Genomic DNA, 19,972 nt, shown 5'->3' with positions numbered 1-19,972 from the left:
CGCGCTGTCAGCGACCACTGCGGGAATCACTGTTAGGAAAGTTTCCAATCCCTGAGGAGGAACGTAGGCCGCAGGTCAGCCGGCCGTCAATGGGCAGCCCCGCTCCGGCGACCAAAGCGTTACCCGGACACGACGCAGGGCGCCCCCGCGGAGTACCCGGGGACGCCCTGGTGGAGAAGGAGAGCTGCTGTTACTTCAGGTGTTACTTCGAGAGATCCTGTGAGGGGATCGGTGATGCCGCGATGGACTGCGGAGAGGTCGGGCTGGCCAGCGCCGAGGGCGCCGCCCCCGCGACCGAAGCGTCGACCGGCGGCTCCTCGGTATCCACCGTGACCGGCCCGCCCACGATACGGATGCCTGCCTCGTCCAGCGCTCGCTTGAGCCGCCAGCGCAGCTCCCGCTCCACGCCCAGTGCCTTGCCCGGCATCGTCTTGGCCGAGACCCGCAGCACCATCGAGTCGAGCAGCACCGAGTCCAGGCCCAGCACCTCGACCGGGCCCCAGAGGCGCTCGTTCCACGGCTCGGACTTCGCCAGGTCCTCGGCCACCGTGCCGATGACCTCGCGCAACCGCTCCAGGTCCTCGGTCGGTTTCACCTGAACGTCCACCGCCGCCGTCGCCCAGCCCTGGCTGAGGTTGCCGATCCGCTTGATCTCGCCGTTGCGGACGTACCAGATCTCGCCCTTGTCACCGCGCAGCTTGGTCACCCGCAGGCCGACCTCGATGACCTCGCCGGAGGCGACGCCCGCGTCGATGGTGTCCCCGACCCCGTACTGGTCCTCCATGATCATGAAGACGCCGGACAGGAAGTCGGTGACCAGATTGCGGGCACCGAAGCCGATCGCGACACCCGCGACACCCGCCGATGCGAGGAGCGGCGCGAGATCGATCTTCAGCGTGGAGAGGACCATCAGCGCGGCGGTGCCGAGAATCACGAACGACGCCACCGAGCGCAGCACCGAGCCGATCGCCTCGGAGCGCTGGCGGCGCCGCTCGGCGTTCACCAGCAGGCCGCCGAGCGCGGTGCCCTGAACGGCGGTGGCATGGCGGTTCATCCGGTCTATCAGCCGGGTGAGCGAGCGCCGGATGATGGAGCGCAACACCACCGCGATGACCAGGATCAGCGCGATCCGCAGACCGACCGACAGCCAGGTGGCCCAGTTCTGCTCCACCCAGGCGGCGGCGCTGTCGGCCGACCGCTGTGCCCCGTCGAGGCTGCCGGCCGACCCGGCCCCGGCGCCGTCGCCCGCCGCAGCGAACCAGGTCACAGCAGTCACGACGGGAACCTCCAGAAGCACGGGCGGACGTTCCACACTAACGGCGCAGCGGTCCTTCTCCGCGCCCCTCCGCGCCGACGAGACGTCTCTCACCTGCGATGGAGCGGAGTGTGGGCGAAAACACTCCGAGCCCGTTACCTGACGTTGGTAGCGCTTCGACCAGGCAGGAGTAGAGACTGAGAGCAGATCGTCCCGGCGCGAGCCACGCGCCGCCGGCGTACAAGGAGGCATCCGTCGTGCCGCATGTCCTGGTCCTCAACGCGTCGTACGAGCCGCTCGGCGTCGTACCGCTCCGTCGCGCACTCGTCCTCGTCCTGGAGAACAAGGCAGTCTCCCTGGAAGAGTCCGGCGCCTTCATGCACAGTGCCACCCGCATCGTCCCCGCGCCCAGCGTCGTACGACTGAAGCGGTTCGTCCGAGTCCCCTACCGGGGGCCCGTCCCCCTCACCCGCCGCGCGCTCTTCGCGCGGGACGGCGGGCGCTGCATGTACTGCGGTGGCGTCGCAACCAGCGTCGACCATGTCATTCCGCGCAGCCGCGGCGGACAGCACCGCTGGGACAACGTGGTGGCCGCGTGCCGCCGCTGCAACCACGTCAAAGCCGACCGACACCTGCTGGAACTGGGCTGGCGGCTGCACCAGCAGCCCGCCCCGCCGAACGGACTGGCCTGGCGCATCATCGGCACCGGGCATCGCGACCCGCGCTGGCTGCCGTACCTGCAACCCTTCGGTGCGGACGACGCGCTGGCTCGGATCGACGGCATCTCCGCCTGAGGGGTCCGGGGCGTCGGCGGCAGGTCTCACGTTGTGCTGTTCGGGTGGTGAGCGCACCACCTCCGTGGCGAAGGTGTCAACGCGTGGCGCCGGTGTGTCTGAATTGTCTGCGGAGAGGAAGTGTGGACTGGCCCCGCAGGGAACAGAAAGTGATCCGGAACACGTTGGCTGAATGTATACGGATGGGGCCGCGCCCAGTGGGTAGGGCTGTGTCCGACCTTGTAGCCGACCTTACGGAGGCCTCTGTGGCCGCTTCAGTCCAGCTTCTGCCCCCGGCCCTGTCCAAACGGGTGCCCGAGCTCATGCCCGTCCTGATGACCGACCCCGATGCCAGCACCAGCTCCATGGAACTGCCGCTGACGAGCGAACCGCCGCTCGCCGATGTCTCGCCCCTCACCAGCGAGCCGCCGCTCGCCGATGCCACGCCGCTGACCAGCGAACCGACCGCATACGGAACAGCCGCCGGAATCTGACGCCGCAGCCCGCAGCCCGCCGCCGGAAAACGGAAGCCGCAGCAGGATCCGCAGTCCGAAGCCGGCCGCCCGAGCCCGAACGGGGAGTCCGCATGAGTCTTGCCAGGCTCGCCGCGCTGCACGGAGTCGCCACCTCGTACGCGCCCTCAGCAGACGTCACCGTTCCGATCCGCGACGCCACCGTGATCGCCGTGCTCGCGGCGCTCGGCGTCGACGCGTCGACGCCGGAGGCGGTGCGCGAGGAGCTCGACCGGCAGGCGGCGGCCGCAGGGAGCCGGCTGCTGCCGGGGACCGTGGTGGCCCGGGGCGATGTGCGGCCGCAGGCGGTCCGTGACCTTCCGGACGGGACCACGCTGCGTATCGAGACCGAGCAGGGCACGACCCTCGACGCCTGGCATCAGCTGCCGTTAGGGGTGCACCGGCTGCATGCCGAGGCGCCCGACGGGCGGAGCGGGCAGGCCACACTCGTGGTGGCGCCCGAGCGGGTGCCGCAGCCACCCGGGCGCACGCACGGCTTTCTGGTCCAGCTCTACTCGCTGCTGTCCGCCCGCTCCTGGGGGATGGGCGACCTCGGCGACCTCGCGGACCTCGCCGCCTGGTCGGGTCGGGTGCTCGGTGCCGGGTTCGTACAGGTCAACCCGTTGCACGCGGCGGTGTCGGGCACGCCCACCGACCCCTCGCCCTACCGGCCGTCGTCCCGCCGCTTTCCCGACCCCGTCCATCTGCGGGTGGAGGCGGTTCCCGAGTACGCGTACGTCGAGGACCAGGGACGGCTGAAGCAGGCCGCAGCACTGCGCGACGCCGTTCTGCGGGAGGGCGGACTGATCGATCGCGACGCGGTGTGGGCGCTGAAGAAGGAAGCCCTGGAGCTGGTGGCGCGCATCCCGCTCGCCCCCGGGCGGCGCGCCGCCTACGCGGACTTCCTCGCCGCGCAGGGCCAGGCCCTCGACGACCACGCCACCTGGTGCGCACTGGCCGAAGTGCACGGCTCCGACTGGCACGGCTGGCCCCCGGGACTGCGCGACCCCCGCTCGGCCGAGACGGCCCGGGCCCGCGTGGAGCTGCAGGACCGGGTGGACTTCCACATGTGGCTGGCCTGGCTGACCGACACCCAGCTCGCCGCCGCGCAGCGCGCCGCCGTCGACGCGGGAATGGAGATCGGCGTCGTCCACGACCTGGCCGTCGGTGTGCACCCGGGCGGCGCCGACGCCTGGGCGCAGCAGGACGCCTTCGCCGCCGGCATGTCGGTGGGCGCCCCGCCGGACGCCTTCAACGCCCGGGGGCAGGACTGGGGCCTGCCGCCCTGGCGCCCCGACGCACTCGCCGCTTCGGGTTATGCGCCCTTCCGGGGGCTGCTGCGCGGCATCCTGCGCAACGCCGGGGCACTGCGCATCGACCATGTGATGGGTCTCTTCAGACTCTGGTGGGTGCCGGACGGCGTCGACCCCACCGAGGGCACCTACGTCCGCTACGACGCCGAGGCCATGCTCGCCATCCTGGCGCTGGAGGCCCACCGGGCCGGTGCCGCGGTCATCGGCGAGGACCTCGGCACCGTCGAGCCCGGTGTGCGGGAGGCCCTGTCGAGCTCCGGCGTACTCGGCACCTCCGTGCTCTGGTTCGAGCGCGACTGGAGCGATACGGGGCGGCCCTTGCCACCCGACACGTGGCGGGAGGGCTGCGTGGCGACCGCCACCACCCACGACCTGCCGTCCACCACCGCTCGGTTGACCGGTGAACACGTCGAACTGAGGCACCGCCTGGGCCTGCTCACACGTCCCCTCCGGCAGGAGGAGGCCGAGGACCGCGCGGAGGTCTCCGAATGGCTCGGCCTCTTCTCCCGCAGCGGACTGCTGCCGGAGGGCCCCGGCTGCGAGGAGGGCGAGGTCCGCGCCGTCTACCGCTTCCTGCTCCGCACCCCCGCGCTGATGACCGGCGTCTGGCTGCCGGACGCGGTGGGCGACCGCAGGCCGCAGAATCTGCCCGGCACCTGGGACCAGTACCCGAACTGGCGGCTGCCGATCGCCGATGCGCAGGGCCACCCCGTCGCCCTCGAGGAGTTGACCGCATCACCCCGTCTGCACCGGCTGATGAGTGAGTTCCCGGCGCGTAGGACACCCCCGGGCGCTCCTCGCGCTCAGGCGTTCGCTACGTTGGGTCCGTGGACAAGAAGAACGCCCTGCGCGCCGGCGCCGTAGCAGCCGGTACGACGCTGATGATGCTGCTCATGTCGTCCCCTGCGCTCGCGGTGACCCGCGACAACGGCGACGACCCCGGTCCCGGCCTGAGCGTGATCCAGACGATCGGCCTCTACGTGCTCATCCCACTGGCGCTGTTCGCGATCATCGCCGGACTGGTGATGGTGCTCGACAAGTCCCACAAGAAGGCCTAGCACCACCGCCGGCGTACCGGCCGCACCACGGTCCGACATGCTTTTCCGAGGCGCTGCGGAGTTGCCCACGCGACTCCGCAGCGCCTCTGTGCGCGGGATAGGTTGCGGGGCATGACCGAGTGGGACATCAAGAAGCTCCGGATCCTGCGCACCCTGAGCGAGCGCGGGACCGTGACGGCCACCGCCGAGGCGCTGCTGATGACCCCGTCGGCCGTCTCCCAGCAGCTCACCAATCTCTCGAAGCAGCTCGGTGTCCCGCTGCTGGTGGCCCAGGGCAGGCGGGTCAGGCTCACCGACGCGGCCCATCTCGTACTCCGCCACGCGGAGGCGGTGTTCGCCCAGCTGGAGCGCGCCGACGCCGAGTTGGCCGGTTATCTCCACGGCGAGGCCGGCGAGGTCCGGGTCGGGGCCTTCTCCACCGCGGTGCCGGCCCTGGTGGTGCCCGCCGTGGCTGCGCTGCGGGCGACCAGTCCGGGTGTCGGTGTCCGGGTCAGGGAGGCGGAGGCGGCCGAGGCGTACGAGCTGCTCTCCGGCGGCGATGTCGATCTGGCCCTCTCGCTCGCCGCCCATGCGCCGACGGCGGGCGACCCGCGCTTCACCCGGGTGTCCCTGCTGGCCGACCCGCTCGACGTCGCACTGCCTGCCGGGCATCGGCTGGCCACCGCCGAGGGGTTGCGGCTCGCCGACCTCTCCGCCGAGGCGTGGATCTTCGGGGGCAGCGGCCCCTGGTCGGAGATCACCACCGTCGCCTGCGAAGCTGCCGGATTCGTCCCCGAACAGGCGCACAGTGCGGCGGGCTGGACGGCGATCCTGGCCATGGTGGAGGCGGGGATGGGCATCGCGCTGGTCCCCAGGATGGCCGCCGCGGAGCGCCGTACCGGTGTGGTGACCCGCGTGCTGAGCGCCGATCAGCCGCGGCGCCAGGTGATCGCCGCGGTGCGCCGCGGTGCGCAGGACGGTCCGGCGGTGGCCCGGGTGCTCGCGGCGCTGCGCGACGCGGCGGCGGCTCGCGGCCACCAGGAGAACGTTCAGGATTACTGAAAGGATTGTCCGGAAACTTTCGGTGGACATGACCGGTTCGGCCGAGGCAAAGTCGAGTCATGACTTCGACTGATGCACCGGACTTCCAGGACCCGCACGCCAACGACGCAGCCCCCTACGGCGGCGGCGACCCGTACGCCGACTACCGCACCGGGGACTTCCCGTTCACCGAACTGGTGGACCTCGCCGACCGCAGGCTCGGTGCGGGCGTCGTCGCCGCCAATGACGAGTTCTTCGCCGAGCGGGAGAACCTGCTGGTCAGGGAGCGGGCCGTTTTCGACCCCGAGCGCTTCGGTCACAAGGGCAAGATCATGGACGGTTGGGAGACCCGCCGCCGCCGGGGAACGTCGGACGCGCCGTTCCCCGCCCCCGACGAGCACGACTGGGCGCTGATACGGCTGGGAGCCCCCGGCGTGATCCGCGGGATCATCGTCGACACTGCGCACTTCCGCGGCAACTACCCGCAGCGCGTCTCGGTCCAGGCCACCTCGGTCGAGGGCTCGCCGAGCCCCGAGCAGCTGCTCGCCGGTGACGTGAAGTGGGACGAGATCGTCCCGCCGACCCCCGTGCTCGGCCACGCGGCCAACGGCTTCGAGATCACCACCGGCCGCCGTTACACCCACATCCGGCTCTGCCAGCACCCCGACGGAGGCGTGGCCCGGCTGCGCGTGCACGGCGAGGTCGTCCCCGACCCGGCCTGGCTGGAGCTGCTCTCCACCGTCGACCTGCTCTCCGTACTCAACGGCGGCACCTACGAGGACGCCTCGGACAAGTTCTACTCGTCACCGACCCAGATCATCCTGCCGGGCACCTCCCGCAAGATGGACGACGGCTGGGAGAACCGCCGCCGCCGGGTCCGCGACACCAACGACTGGGTCCGCTTCCGGCTCGCCGCGCAGGGCGCCGTACGCGCCGTCGAGATCGACACGGCCTATCTGAAGGGCAATGCGGCCGGCTGGATCGCGCTGAGCGGACGCGACGGCGAGACCGGCGACTGGTTCGAGATCCTGCCCCGCACCGCCCTGCAGCCCGACACTCTGCACCGCTTCAAGCTCGCCGGTACGGCGACCGTCACCCATGTACGCCTGGACACCTTCCCGGACGGCGGCGTGGCCCGCATGCGGCTGCACGGCACCTTCACCGAGGCCGGCACCGCCGACCTGCGCGCCCGCTACCGGGAACTGACCGCCTGATCCGGCCCCTCCACCCGAAACCCCGGCCCCGTCCGGAAAAACAAGCCCGTCCTGGGGGCCCCTCCCAGCGGTAGCTGGGGGAGTTTGAGGACCGGGGCCCGGGGCGGAGCCGCGCAGCAGCGGACCCGCACGGTGCAAGCAGCAGCAGGCGGGCGGGGCCGGCCGGCAAGGCCACCCCGCCCGCCGCACCGTCACTACAGGCGGGCAGCCGCCGCATCCGCGGCCTGCGCCCGCAGTGCCCGCTCCACGCCCGCTCGCGACTCCGACATCAGCCGCCGCAGCGCCGCGCTCGGCTCCGCCGACGCCAGCCAGGCGTCCGTCGCGTCCAGCGTGTGCTGCGACACCTGCAGCGCCGGATAGAGCCCGATCGCCACCTGCTGGGCCATCTCGTGGCTGCGGGATTCCCAGACGTCCTTCACCGTGGCGAAGTACTTCTCCGTGTACGGGGCGAGCAGGTCGGTCTGGTCGGTCTGGACGAAGCCGCCGATGACCGCTTCCTGCACGGCGTTGGGCAGCTTGTCCGACTCGACGACCGACTCCCAGGCCTCCGCCTTCGCGCTCTCGGTGGGCCGGGCGGCCCGGGCGCTCGCCGCGTGCCGCTCACCGGCCGAGGTGGGGTCGCGCTGCAGCTCGCTGGTGATCTCCTCGGTGTCGAAGCGGCCGACCGCGGCGAGCCGGTGTACGAACGCCCAGCGCAGCTCGGTGTCGACGGCCAGACCCTCGATGGTCTGCTCACCCTCGAGCAGGCCGTACAGCAGGTCGAGCTGGATCGGGGTACGCGCCGTCGCCGCGAAGGCCCGGGCCCACGCCAGCTGGTGGTCGCTGCCCGGCTCGGCGGACCGCAGGTGAGCCAGCGCCGCGTCCGTCCACCGGGTCAGACCGCTCTCCCGCCACGCCGGGTCCGCGTACAGGTCGAGTGCCAGCTTCACCTGCCGGTGCAGCGACTGGACGACACCGATGTCCGACTCCTTGGCGATGCCGGACAGTACCAGTGCCAGGTAGTCGCGGGTGGCGAGCTCGCCGTCCCGGGTCATGTCCCAGGCGGAGGCCCAGGACAGGGCACGCGGCAGCGACTCGGTGAAGTCGCCCAGGTGCTCGGTGACGACCCGCAGCGACTCCTCGTCGAGTCGCACCTTGGCGTACGAAAGATCGTCGTCGTTCAGCAGAATCACCGCGGGACGCGCGGTGTTCTCCGGGAACGGCACCTCGGTCCGCTCGCCGTCCACGTCCAGCTCGATCCGGCTGGTGCGGACCAGCTTGCCGTCCTCGTTCAGGTCGTAGCAGCCGATCGCGATGCGGTGCGGGCGCAGCGTCGGCTCCCCCTTCGCACCGGCCGGCAGCGCCGGGGCCTCCTGCGTCACGGCGAAGGAGGTGACATGGCCGGCGCCGTCGACCTCGACCTCCGGGCGCAGGATGTTGATGCCCGCGGTCTCCAGCCACGCCTTCGACCAGGCCTTGAGGTCACGCCCGGAGGTCTCCTCCAGCGCGCCGAGCAGGTCCGGGAGGCGGGTGTTGCCGAAGGCGTGCCGCTTGAAGTACGCCTGCACGCCCCGGAAGAACTCGTCCGTGCCGACATAGGCGACCAGCTGCTTCAGTACCGAGGCGCCCTTGGCGTAGGTGATGCCGTCGAAGTTGACCAGGACGTCGTCGAGATCGTTGATCTCGGCCATGATCGGGTGGGTGGACGGCAGCTGGTCCTGGCGGTACGCCCAGGTCTTCTCGGAGTTGGCGAACGTCGTCCAGGAGCCCGGCCACTTCGAGTTCGGCGCGTGCGCCAGGCAGGCGACCGAGGTGTAGGTGGCGAACGACTCGTTCAGCCACAGGTCGTTCCACCACTCCATGGTGACCAGGTCGCCGAACCACATGTGCGCCAGTTCGTGCAGGATCGTCTCGGCGCGCGCCTCGTAGGCGGCGTCGGTGACCTTGGACCGGAACACGTACTGGTCGCGGAAGGTCACCGCCCCGGCGTTCTCCATCGCCCCGGCGTTGAACTCCGGTACGAAGAGCTGGTCGTACTTGGCGAACGGGTAGTCGTAGTCGAACTTCTCCTGGAACCAGTCGAAGCCCTGCCGGGTGACGTCGAAGATGGCGTCCGCGTCGAGGAACTCGGCCAGCGAGGGCCGGCAGTAGATCCCGAGCGGCACCGTCCTGCCGTCCTTCTCGTAACTGCTGTGCACCGAGTGGTACGGGCCGGCGATCAGCGCCGTGATGTACGTCGAGATCCGCGGCGTCGGTTCGAAGCGCCAGACCTGGTCCGCGGGGGTCGCATCCGCAGGACCCTGCAGCGGCGAGTTCGAGATGACGGTCCAGCCCTCGGGGGCCTTCACGGTGAACGCGAAGGTCGCCTTCAGGTCGGGCTGCTCGAAGCTGGCGAAGACCCGGCGGGCGTCCGGAACCTCGAACTGGGTGTAGAGGTACGCCTGGTCGTCCACCGGGTCGACGAAACGGTGCAGGCCTTCTCCGGTGTTGGTGTACGCGCAGTCGGCGACGACCCGCAGCTCGTTCGGCCCGGCGAGCAGTCCTGCCAGGGCGATCCGGGAGTCCTTGAAGACTCCGGCGGCGTCCAGCGCGGCGCCGTTGAGCACCACCTCGTGCACGGTGGGCGCGATCAGGTCGATGAAGGTCTCGGCCCCGGCCTCGGCCGAGTCGAAGCGCAGGGTCGTCACCGACCGGTAGGTGCCCCCGGCCTGGGCCCCGCTCAGGTCGAGGTCGATTTCGTACGCGTCCACGGTGAGCAGGCGCGCCCGCTGCTGCGCCTCTTCGCGGGTCAGATTCGTGCCAGGCACCAGGAAATCTCCTCGGTATGCGACGTTTAGGGAGTCATCCTTCCACGTCGCACCCGTGCACAGCAGAGGATATCCGGGCCGCCCCGATCAGCCGGTGAGCTCGGCCGCCACCAGCTCCGCGATCTGGACGGCGTTCAGCGCGGCGCCCTTGCGGAGATTGTCGTTGGAGACGAAGAGGGCGAGACCGTTCTCGACGGTCTCGTCGTTGCGGATCCGGCCCACGTACGACGGGTCCTGGCCGGCCGCCTGGAGGGGGGTGGGGATCTCGGAGAGCTCCACGCCCGGCGCGTCCTTCAGCAGCTCGTAGGCCCGCTCGACGGTGATCGGACGCGTGAACCGCGCGTTGATCTGCAGGGAGTGGCCGGAGAAGACCGGGACGCGGACGCAGGTGCCGGAGACCTTGAGTTCCGGGATCTCCAGGATCTTGCGGGACTCGTTGCGGAGCTTCTGCTCCTCGTCGGTCTCGAACGAGCCGTCGTCGACGATCGAACCGGCCAGCGGGAGCACGTTGAAGGCGATCGGGCGCTTGTACACACCGGGCTCGGGGAAGTCCACCGCCGCGCCGTCGTGGGTCAGCTTGTCCGCGTCGGCCGCCACCTTCGACGCCTGGCCGTGCAGCTCGGCGACACCGGCCAGCCCCGAACCGGATACGGCCTGGTAGGTGGCGACGATCAGCGCGGCGAGCCCGGCCTCGTCGTGCAGCGGCCGCAGCACGGGCATCGCAGCCATCGTGGTGCAGTTCGGATTGGCGATGATCCCCTTGGGGCGGTTCGCGATCGCGTGCGGGTTGACCTCGGAGACCACCAGCGGGACGTCGGGGTCACGGCGCCAGGCGGACGAGTTGTCGATCACGACGGGCCCCTGGGCGGCGACCTTCTCGGCGAGCGCCTTGGACGTGGCGCCACCGGCCGAGAAGATCACGATGTCCAGACCGGAGTAGTCCGCGGTCGACGCGTCCTCGACGGTGATGCCCTTGCTCTGCCAGGCGAGCGTGGTGCCTGCGGAACGGGCGGAGGCGAACAGCCGCAGCTCGTCGACCGGGAACTTCCGCTCGGCGAGGATCTTGCGCATGACTGTGCCGACCTGACCGGTGGCTCCGACGATTCCGACCCTCACGCTGACTCCTCCGTACGTGTGCGCACCTACTGCGCGTAACTGCTGCCCTGGTGGTCACACCATGATGCGTATGTCCGACGGCACCTTGTCCAATCCATTGTCCGGGGTACGGACAGCGAACGGGCAGTGGGGCAGGCACCGGTCCTGGTGCCTGCCCCACTGCCCTTGGTCTCACACCTTCTACGTCAGGTGCGTCACCCGGTCACGGTGTGACTTTGGCTATCTGCACACTGCCGACCCCGGCGACCGTGCCGCCGGTGGTGACCAGCTGCACCTCGCCGAAGAAGCTGCGCCCCTCCGGGGCCGCTCCGGCGGCGACGATCTTGGCGCCGACCTGGGTGGAGGCCCCGTTGGCCAGCTTCACGACCGTGTTCTCGTCCACCTTGACCGAGCCGAGCGACGGCGCGAAGTACACATCGCGGTAGTCGTAGGTCGTCGACCCCGAAGGAACCGCGTAGGCGTCGACCTCGATGGTGTACGTACCGGCGGCCGGCTTGGTCAGGCTGACCGACTCCTCGGAGTCGCCGTCCGCGGAGTAGCCGACCTGGGTGGCGCCCTTGTAGACGTACAGATCCAGGTCCGCGCCGGTGTCCGACGTACCGCCGATGGCCACGTCCAGACGCTCGACGCCCGCCGCGATGGTGACCGTGGTGGTCCGGCTCTCACCGGCGGCGATGGTCGGCGTCGCGTCCTGCGCGGAGCCGAGCGAGCCGCCCTTCAGCTTGCCGTCGATGGCGGCGAAGCCATTGGTGACCTTCCAGTCGACCGGGGCCGGGGTGCCGACCTTGGCCTCGGGGAGGGTCTGCACGGCCGGGTCGAAGGCGGCGCCGAGCAGGGCGACGTTCAGCTTGTACGGGTTGTCGAGGTACGGCGACGTACGGCGGGCCTCGACCTCGATCTCCCAGACGCCCGGCGCCGGGTCCGCGTACGCACGCAGATCGGGGCGGCAGGTGTTGGCCGGGTTGTCGTAGTTCGGGTAGCAGCTCGGCGTCCCCGTGTCGTCGACCGGCACGCCGTAGGGGTGGATCGAGATGAACCGGGTCTGGCTGCCCGAGCGGAGCGCGCTCATGCCCACCTCGAGCGCCTTCGCGCCCTCCGGCACCGTCACGAAGTACGACCTGGTGCTGTCACGCTCCACCGAATCCGAGGCCGTGAAGGTGTACGAGGGCTTCGCCAGCGGCGTCGACACCATCACGGTGGCCAGGATCTGCTGGTCCACACCCACCGTGCGGGCGTCGTCCACCTGCAGGACGGCACTGTGCGTACCGGCCGTCCTGGCCTTCGCCTGCACCTGCACGGTCACCGGCTCGCCCAGCGGAAGGTCCACCCGGCTCGGTCCGACGATCTTGAAGGTGCCGTCGTCGTTCTTGAGGGACAGCCGGTGCGACAACGCCCTGTCCGGCCCCGTGGTGCGGGTGACCGTGACCTTGTAGGTCTTCTTCTGGCCGGTCTTCAGGCCGCCCTCGCGGTCATAGATGCCGGTGCCGAAGCCGGGCGTCTTCAGCGCGTAGGAGATCGCCGTGTCGACCGGGGCCTTCACCGTGTACTCGTGAGCCGGCGCCCGGTGGCCCTTCGCGCCCTTCTCGATCAGTTTCCAGGCGCCGATGATGTTGATCAGGCCCGCGCCCTCGGCATGCGCCGGGATCCCCTTGATGTGGGTGGCCGTGCTGGTCAGCGCGGTGCGCAGATCGGCGGGCGGCAGCTCGATGTGCTGCTGCTTGGCAGCCGAGAGGAGCAGCGCGCTCGCGCCTGCCGCCTGCGGCGACGCCATCGATGTGCCCTGCAGCATCGAGTAGCCGGCGGGCAGCGAGTAGCCCGCCTCCTTCACCGGGGAGCCGGGCAGCCAGGTCTGGGTGGAGTTGATGGCGGCGCCGGGCGCGGAGAGCGTCGGAGCGAAACCGCCGTCCTCACGCGGGCCGCGCGAGGAGAACGGCAGCATGTCGTACTTCTTGCGCACCGCGGAGCCGTAGTTCGACGCCCAGGTCTCCTTGGAGATGGTCGCGCCGACCGAGATGACGTGGTCGGCGAGGCCCGGGTCACCGATGGTGTTGACACCGGGGCCGTCGTTGCCCGCCGAGATGACCAGCTGAACGCCGTAGGTGTCGATGAGCCGCTTGTAGAGCTCGTCCCGGGCGTTGTTGCCGTCGTTGAGCGGCGGCAGACCGCCGATCGACATGTTCACGATGTCCACGCCGCGGTTCACGACCAGGTCCATCATGCCCTCGGTGAGTGCGACGTTGGTGCAGCCGCCGCTCCAGGTGCAGGCCCGGGACGAGACGATCTTCGCGCCGGGCGCCGCGCCGTTCATCTTGCCGCCGAACAGGCCGTTGGCCGCGGTGATGCCCGCGACATGGGTGCCGTGCTCGCTCTCGATGACGCCGATGTTGACGTAGTCGGAGGCGTCGCCGGCGCCGTCGTAGACGACGTTCTTGCGGATTTCGACGACGAAGGGGACGCGCTCGGCGACCTGGGTCCTCGGGTCGTCCTGACCGAAGTAGCCGATCTGGAACTTGTCCTTGTACGGCTTCATGGCGGCGTCGTCGGTGAAGTCACCGTTGTTGTTGAGGTCCACCCGCACGGTTCCGGCGACCGGGTCGTACAGCACGCCCCAGACATCGGTGGTGTCGCCGTCCCGGTTGAGGTCGCCCGCCTCGTCACCACCCGTGGTGACCTTCTCGGCGAAGGTCTGCAGCCGGTACGAACCGGCCGGGGCCTTCCAGGTGCGGCCGCCCGCGGTGAAGGACGGACCGGTCACCGCGGTGTTCATCCGCAGCCAGGTGCCGTCGCCGTCGGAAACCGGGTCGGTGGACGTCACCCAGTCGACGATCTTGCGTTCACCGGTGGAGGTCTTCTTCAGCGCGGGATGGCTCAGGTCGACACCGGCGTCCAGGATGCCGATCGTCACCCCCCGGCCGTCCGCCTTCGGGTGCTGCTTCACGAAGTCCACCGCGCCCGTCTCGAACGACGGGTTGTACGGGTTCTTCGCCGGGGTGTTCTTCCCCGGTGCGCCGTAGGAGCCCGAGGACGCCTGCGTCCTGGCGCTCTTCACCGTGTCGGCGGCGGGCGTCGGGTCGTCGAGCTTGATCTCCTGCTTGAGATCGATGCCGTGGACCGAGGAGAGCTTCTCGGCGGCCTTGATCGCCGAACCCGCCCTGGGGGTGGGCAGCGTGGCCCGCACATAGCCGAGCTTGTCGTCGGTCTTGCCGACGATGGCGCCGGACACCGCGCCGAACTGCTTGCGCACCTGCTCGGTGGCGCCGGGCGCGGTGGCGACCATGACCGTGACGGTCCTGGTGCCCTTCGCCTCGGCCTGGTCCAGCAGTTGCGCGTCGGACGCGCCGAGCTTGTCCGCAGGGGACTTGGCGGATTTCACGTCACCCGGGCCGGGATCGTCCGAACCGGTCGCGGCGAGCGCGGGAGCCACCCCGGAGGCGGCCAGCGCGAGTACGACGCCGGCCGCTGCCGCGATACGGGCCGTGCGTCTCGCCCGTGACACGGAGCCGGGTATGGAACGGGGGAATTCGAGGGTCATCTGCATCCCTGTATGTCAAAGAGGGTCCGAAATTCGGTGCCTGATGACCGGTAATCTTTACGTAAAGGACAGGTCTTTGGGGAGAGATGGTCTTGACGTGATGAGTTCATGGCGGACTTCCGCCATACGCCACGGCGGACACAGCGGGACGAAAGGTGACAGCGGCCCGCGTCCGGCTGCCCGTCGTCGACCAGGTCGTAACCTCACTGAATGAACAAGGAGCTCAGGGTGGCCGCGTACGCCATCTGCGTACGCGACGAACAGGTCCTGCTGGCCCGCTGGGTGGCGCGCGACGGAGCCAAACGCTGGACGCTGCCCGGCGGCGGGATGGACCACGGCGAGGATCCTCTCGACACGGTCGTCCGCGAGGTCGACGAGGAGACCGGGTATCGGTGCGAACCGGTCCGGCTGCTCGGCCTCGACTCGATCAACCGCGTCTACCCGCGCAAGCTCGGCATGTTCGCGGACTTCCACGGGCTGCGCATCGTGTACGAGGGCCGGATCACCGGCGGCGAACTGCGCGCCGAGACCAACGGCTCCACCGACCTGGCCGCCTGGCATCCGCTGCACGCGGTTGACGCCCTGAACCGGGTCGAGCTCGTCGACGTCGGCATCGGCCTGTGGCGGGAGCGGCCACCGCTGGGGCGGGTAGACCACCCCGTGCGGTGAACGCCGCGCGCCCCGGCGGGCGCCCCGCATACCGTGAACGGCCCGGCGGTGGCCTCACCCCCGCGGCAGCACCACCAGATAGGCGGCGGGCTCCCGGTCGGCCGCGGCCATCAGCGCCGTGCGCACCACCACGGCCTGGTCCGTGGGGGCGGCGCGCAGTTTCCTCGGCGGGATGTGCACGACCGTGACGCCCAGCCTTTCCAGGTGTTCGCGCTTGCGGGCGTACGGTGTCGCGGACGAGGTCTCCAGTTCCACCGCCACGGCCTCCTCGGGCCAGTACGCGTCGACGCCGCCCAACTGCGGGCCGCCCGGCAGCCTCAGATCCACGTTCCACAGCGGGTCGGGCAGCGCGTGGCTGCGCACCATCGCATAGAGCCGGTCCTCGGCGATGGCCCGGCCCTCCGCCACCAGCGAGTCCACCGCGTCCGCCACGTGCGGCAGGGTGAGCAGCTGGCAACCGGTCAACTCCCGTACTACCGCTGCCGGTTCGCAGTGTCCGCCGCGCACGGCCTCGGTGAGCAGCCGGCGTACCACCTCCGGATCCGAGAGGTGCGCGACCGCGTCGGCCAGGGCGCGCGCCACCGGCGCCACCGGCACATCGGCGATTAGCTGCGGCCGTGGCAGCGCCCGGACACGGATCAGCCGGGCGCAGCCCGTGGAGCGGAGCCGGCGGGTGCGCTCCACCAGTACATCGATCCGATCGAGCGCGATGAGCGGGGGAGCGGCCGAGAAGCCGTGCAGCGCGAGCGCGGCGAGGCCGGTGACCATGGCACTGCCGTACGCGGACGGGGCGGCCGACGCATTCTCGGCGGCTGCGTTCCCGGCCGATGCGGGCCCCGGCTGGACCGGCACCCGGACGGTGTGTTCCGCGGGGGACCGCCCGGCGTAGAGCAGGGCGCCGTGCAGCCGCTCCTCGCCGGTGGGCGGCCCCGGATGCAGCAGGAAGACCCCTGGCAGCAGCTGCTGCCAGGGGCCTCCGGGGCGGCACCGGTCGGTGGTACGGGCAGCGGTCACGCCGTGTTCACGCAGCTGGGCAGCGGAGAGCACCCGGTGCTGGACGGACAGGTGGATGAGGGGGCGGGGGGAGAACGAGGACGAGGTCTCGCCGCCGCAGAGGGGGGAATTGCGATCCATGCCCCGCAGATTCCCGCGTCGGAGCCGCCGGATAACCGGTGTTACAGGACCGTCGACAAAACCGGACAACACCGCTCTAAAGTACGGACGTTCGACTGCCGATCAGGCCGTCGCCCGGATGGCCCAGGCGACGACCCTCGGATGGCGCACGGCTCAGGAAACCGCCGGGCTCGCAGCCGCGTCGCACGCCTGACCGCGCAGCGAGCGCGCCAGGTCGTCCCGGGCCTCCAGTACCAGCCGCCGCAGCGCGGGCGCCGCGTCCGGGTGCCCGTCCAGCCAGCCGTCGGTCGCGTCCAGCGTGGCCCGGTCGTCCTGCAGCCCCGGGAAGAGGCCCCGTACCACCAGCACCCCGATCTGAATCGAACGCGTCGACCAGACCCGCTCGATCGCCTCGAAGTACTTCGGCGTGAACGGCGCGGTCAACTCACGCTGCGAGGGCCGCCCGAATCCGGCGATGGTGGCCTCCACCAGCGCGTTCGAGAGCGCGTCGGACTCGACGAGCGCCGCCCATGCCTGGGCCTTGACCTCAGCCGTCGGCCGCGAGGCCAGGCAGCGTACCTGGTGCCGTTTGCCGGACGCGGTGTCGTCCCGAGCCAGCTCGGCGTCGATCATCTTCTCGTCCGCGATGCCGTGCGCGGCGAGCGGTGAGAGCAGCGACCAGCGCAGCTCCTGGTCCACCTCGAGCCCGTCGATCTGCGCGGTACCGTCCAGCAGCCCTTCGAGCAGCTGGAAATCGGAGTCGGTGGCCGCCGTGTCCGCGAAGAACCGGGCCCAGGCCAGCTGATGCTGGCCACCGGGCCCGGCCGCCCGCAGCTCCTTCAGCGCGCCCGCAGCGAGCAGCCGGCCACCCTCCTCGCGCCAGTCGGGCGCCGCGTAGTGGATGAGCGCGCTCTGCGCCCAGGCGTGCAGCATCTGCAGCACGCCGATGTCGCTCTCGCGCCCGGCGAACCGCAGCACCAGCGTGATGAAGTCCCGGGCCGGCATCAGCGCGTCCCGGGTCAGGTTCCACAGTGCGGACCAGCACAGCGCGCGGGCCAGCGGATCGGTGATGTCGCCGAGATGCGCCCGCAGGGTGTCCAGCGACCCCGCGTCGAAGCGGACCTTGCAGTAGGTCAGGTCGTCGTCATTGACCAGCACCAGATCGGGCCGCTCGGCGCCGGTCAGTTCCCCGACCACGGTGCGCGGCCCCGACACGTCGACCTCGGCGCGCGCATAGCGCACCAGCGCGCCCGACTCGTGCCGGTAGAGGCCGACGGCGACCCGGTGCGGGCGCAGCTCCGGGTGGCTCTCGGCGGCGTCCTGGAGGACCGCGAGCTCGGTGATCCGGCCGCCGGCGTCGTAGATGACCGCGGGGGTCAGCGAGTTGACCCCGGCCGTCTGCAGCCAGGACCGGGACCACGACGCCAGCTCCCGCCCACTGGTCTCCTCGAGCACCGACAGCAGGTCGCCGAGCCGGGTGTTCCCGTACGCGTGCCGCTTGAAGTAGCGGCGGGCGCCCTCCAGGAAGGCGTCCTGCCCGACGTACGCGACGAGCTGCTTCAGCACCGAGGCGCCCTTGGCGTAGGTGATGCCGTCGAAGTTGAGCTTGGCGTCCTCCAGGTCACGGATGTCGGCCGTGACCGGATGGGTGGACGGCAGCTGATCGGCGCGGTACGCCCAGGACTTGCGGTTGTTGGCGAAGGTGATCCAGCCGTCGGTGAAGCGGGTGGCGTTCACCATCGAGAAGGCCCCCATGAAGTCGGCGAACGACTCCTTCAGCCACAGATCGTCCCACCACACCATGGTCACCAGATCGCCGAACCACATGTGCGCCATCTCGTGCAGGATGACGTTGGCCCGGCGCTCGTACGCCGCCTGCGTGACCTTCCCGCGGTAGATGTACTCCTCGCGGAAGGTCACCAGGCCCGGGTTCTCCATGGCCCCCAGGTTGTACTCCGGAACGAACGCCTGGTCGTACTTGCCGAACGGGTACGGGTAGTCGAAGTGGTCGTGGAAGAAGTCGAGCCCCTGCTTGGTCACCAGGAAGACGTCGTCGGAGTCGAAGTGCTTGGCGAGACCCTTGCGGCAGAGGGCACCGAGCGGGATCTCCAGCTCCGTACCGTCGGCGAAGGTCCGCCGGTAGACGTCCGTCACCCGGTGGTACGGACCGGCGACGACCGCGGTGATGTACGTCGAGATCGGCTCGGTCTCCGCGAAGCTCCACGTCCCGTCGACGAGTTCGCCGACGCCGTTGCTCCACGCCGTCCAGCCCTCCGGCGCGGTCACCTCGAAGAGGTAGGGCGCCTTCAGGTCCGGCTGCTCGAAGTTGGCGAAGACCCGGCGGGCGTCGGCCGGCTCGTACTGCGTGTAGAGGTAGACCTCGCCGTCCTCCGGGTCGACGAAGCGGTGCATGCCCTCGCCGGTCCTGCTGTACGCGCACTGCGCGTCCACCATCAGCACGTTCTCGGCGGCCAGGTCGTCCAGCGTGATCCGGGCCCCGTCGAACACCACCGCCGGGTCCAGCGCCCGCCCGTTCAGCGTCACCGCGTTGACCGAGGGCGCCACCAGATCGGCGAAGACCGACGCGCCCGCCTGCCGCGACCGGAACCGGATCGTGGTCACCGAGCGGAACGTCCGCGGCTCGCCGTCCGGGCCGTCCCCGATCGCCGAGCGGAGATCGAGGGCGACGGCGTACCCGTCGACTGAGAGCAGCTCCGCCCGCCTCCGGGCTTCGTCGCGGGACAGGTTCTCACCGGGCACGGGACACTCCTTCGTGTATACGATCCGTGGTCCGAATCCTCCCACGGGCCGCTCGGCGGCGGCATCCGGGAATGGCCGAAGCACCGGCGGACGTTGCCGGGAGAGAGACCGAAGCCCTTCCGAGGAGAGACATGTCAGAGAAGACCCCCGTCGACTTCTGGTTCGATCCGCTGTGCCCGTGGGCATGGATGACCTCCCGCTGGGTGCTCGAGGTCGAGAAGCTCCGGGACATCGAGGTCCGCTGGCACGTGATGAGCCTGGGCGTCCTCAACGAGGACAAGCTCGACCAGCTGCCCGAGGACTACCGTGAGCTGCTCACGGTCAAGGCCTGGGCCCCGGTGCGGGTCGTCGTCGCCGCTCAGCAGAAGCACGGCGACGAGATCGTCGGCAAGCTCTACACCGCGCTCGGTACCCGCTTCCACAACGAGGGCCAGGGCCCGACCCGGGAGGCGATCGCCGCGGCGCTGAAGGACGTGGGCCTGCCCGCCGAACTGCTCGACTACGCCGACCAGGACCCCTTCGAGTTCGAGGCCGAGCTGCGCGCCTCCCACAAGGAGGGCATCGACAAGGTCGGCCAGGAGGTCGGTACCCCGGTCATCGCCGTCCCCGGTGCTGACGGCGAGCAGATCGCCTTCTTCGGTCCGGTGGTCACCCCCGCCCCCAAGGGCGAGGAGGCGGCCAAGCTCTGGGACGGCACCCTGATGGTCGCCTCGATCCCCGGCTTCTACGAGATCAAGCGCACCCGTACCCAGGGCCCCATCTTCGACTGACCCGCAGTCCCCACCCGCGCCCGGTACGCAGGCAGCCGGCCCCGCGAGTCACATCCTCGCGGGGGCCGCGGCAGGAGTGCT

The 19,972-nt window shown here is 70.4% G+C and carries 14 protein-coding genes; 8 read left to right on the top strand and 6 right to left on the bottom strand.

The annotated features are described in order from the left end of the window. Nucleotides 1-202: 202 nt before the first annotated feature. Nucleotides 203-1,276: a mechanosensitive ion channel family protein gene (locus tag AB0M87_RS05305; RefSeq protein WP_365850295.1), complete on the bottom strand. Its 1,074-nt coding sequence runs from the start codon at nt 1,274-1,276 to the stop codon at nt 203-205. 236 nt (nt 1,277-1,512) lie between these two features. Between AB0M87_RS05305 and AB0M87_RS05300 the strand changes: the two genes are divergently transcribed. The 6 genes from AB0M87_RS05300 (at nt 1,513) to alc (ending at nt 7,145) form a co-directional block, all read left to right on the top strand. Further along, a complete protein-coding gene (locus tag AB0M87_RS05300) occupies nt 1,513-2,049 on the top strand; it encodes an HNH endonuclease (RefSeq protein ID WP_365850293.1) in 537 nt (178 codons plus the stop codon). A gap of 245 nt (nt 2,050-2,294) precedes the next feature. Continuing rightward, nucleotides 2,295-2,522: a hypothetical protein gene (locus tag AB0M87_RS05295; protein WP_365850292.1), complete on the top strand. Its 228-nt coding sequence runs from the start codon at nt 2,295-2,297 to the stop codon at nt 2,520-2,522. 92 nt (nt 2,523-2,614) lie between these two features. Beyond that, complete coding sequence (gene malQ / locus AB0M87_RS05290) at nt 2,615-4,717, top strand: 4-alpha-glucanotransferase (protein WP_365850290.1); 2,103 nt, start codon at nt 2,615-2,617, stop codon at nt 4,715-4,717. Beyond that, nucleotides 4,681-4,911, top strand: a complete 231-nt coding sequence (locus AB0M87_RS05285; protein WP_365850289.1) for a hypothetical protein — start codon at nt 4,681-4,683, stop codon at nt 4,909-4,911. The genes malQ and AB0M87_RS05285 overlap by 37 nt, the downstream gene beginning before the upstream one ends. Before the next feature lie 111 nt (nt 4,912-5,022). Then, a complete protein-coding gene (locus tag AB0M87_RS05280; RefSeq protein WP_365850288.1) occupies nt 5,023-5,952 on the top strand; it encodes a LysR family transcriptional regulator in 930 nt (309 codons plus the stop codon). Between the two features lie 59 nt (nt 5,953-6,011). After that, nucleotides 6,012-7,145 (top strand): allantoicase, encoded by a 1,134-nt coding sequence (gene alc, locus AB0M87_RS05275; protein ID WP_365850286.1) that lies wholly within the window; start codon nt 6,012-6,014, stop codon nt 7,143-7,145. A 194-nt stretch (nt 7,146-7,339) separates the two neighbouring features. Here alc and pepN (AB0M87_RS05270) read toward each other — a convergent pair whose 3' ends face one another. The 3 genes from pepN (AB0M87_RS05270) to AB0M87_RS05260 all read right to left on the bottom strand — a co-directional run bounded on the left by pepN (AB0M87_RS05270) (nt 7,340) and on the right by AB0M87_RS05260 (nt 14,579). Continuing rightward, nucleotides 7,340-9,931 (bottom strand): aminopeptidase N, encoded by a 2,592-nt coding sequence (gene pepN, locus AB0M87_RS05270; RefSeq protein WP_365850284.1) that lies wholly within the window; start codon nt 9,929-9,931, stop codon nt 7,340-7,342. Nucleotides 9,932-10,018: 87 nt separating this feature from the next. Next, nucleotides 10,019-11,047, bottom strand: coding sequence for an aspartate-semialdehyde dehydrogenase (locus tag AB0M87_RS05265; protein WP_365850283.1), 1,029 nt, complete (start codon nt 11,045-11,047; stop codon nt 10,019-10,021). A 202-nt stretch (nt 11,048-11,249) separates the two neighbouring features. Continuing rightward, on the bottom strand, nt 11,250-14,579 hold the full coding sequence (locus AB0M87_RS05260) for a S8 family serine peptidase (RefSeq protein ID WP_365850282.1): 3,330 nt from the start codon (nt 14,577-14,579) through the stop codon (nt 11,250-11,252). A gap of 210 nt (nt 14,580-14,789) precedes the next feature. On the opposite strand from AB0M87_RS05260, the gene AB0M87_RS05255 reads away from it, so the two are divergent. Continuing rightward, on the top strand, nt 14,790-15,248 hold the full coding sequence (locus AB0M87_RS05255) for an NUDIX hydrolase (RefSeq protein WP_365850280.1): 459 nt from the start codon (nt 14,790-14,792) through the stop codon (nt 15,246-15,248). 54 nt (nt 15,249-15,302) lie between these two features. Here AB0M87_RS05255 and AB0M87_RS05250 read toward each other — a convergent pair whose 3' ends face one another. Beyond that, entirely contained in the window at nt 15,303-16,382 is a 1,080-nt protein-coding gene (locus tag AB0M87_RS05250) for a hypothetical protein (protein WP_365850278.1), read from the bottom strand. Between the two features lie 153 nt (nt 16,383-16,535). After that, entirely contained in the window at nt 16,536-19,121 is a 2,586-nt protein-coding gene (gene pepN, locus AB0M87_RS05245; protein WP_365850277.1) for an aminopeptidase N, read from the bottom strand. A 131-nt stretch (nt 19,122-19,252) separates the two neighbouring features. Here pepN (AB0M87_RS05245) and AB0M87_RS05240 point away from each other — a divergent pair, with 131 nt between their 5' ends. Beyond that, nucleotides 19,253-19,891 (top strand): DsbA family protein, encoded by a 639-nt coding sequence (locus AB0M87_RS05240; RefSeq protein ID WP_365850276.1) that lies wholly within the window; start codon nt 19,253-19,255, stop codon nt 19,889-19,891. Nucleotides 19,892-19,972 lie beyond the last annotated feature (81 nt).

This window comes from Streptomyces sp. NPDC051320, from assembly GCF_040682175.1.
Lineage (GTDB): Bacteria > Actinomycetota > Actinomycetes > Streptomycetales > Streptomycetaceae > Streptomyces.
This window is presented reverse-complemented; position numbering and strand designations above follow the sequence as displayed.

Coding starts and splice junctions, on each gene's coding strand:
- AB0M87_RS05260 (WP_365850282.1), bottom strand. CDS start 14,579: ATGACCCTCGAATTCCCCCGTTCCATACCCGGCTCCGTGTCACGGGCG.
- AB0M87_RS05280 (WP_365850288.1), top strand. CDS start 5,023: ATGACCGAGTGGGACATCAAGAAGCTCCGGATCCTGCGCACCCTGAGC.
- AB0M87_RS05240 (WP_365850276.1), top strand. CDS start 19,253: ATGTCAGAGAAGACCCCCGTCGACTTCTGGTTCGATCCGCTGTGCCCG.
- malQ (WP_365850290.1), top strand. CDS start 2,615: ATGAGTCTTGCCAGGCTCGCCGCGCTGCACGGAGTCGCCACCTCGTAC.
- alc (WP_365850286.1), top strand. CDS start 6,012: ATGACTTCGACTGATGCACCGGACTTCCAGGACCCGCACGCCAACGAC.
- AB0M87_RS05255 (WP_365850280.1), top strand. CDS start 14,790: ATGAACAAGGAGCTCAGGGTGGCCGCGTACGCCATCTGCGTACGCGAC.
- AB0M87_RS05250 (WP_365850278.1), bottom strand. CDS start 16,382: ATGGATCGCAATTCCCCCCTCTGCGGCGGCGAGACCTCGTCCTCGTTC.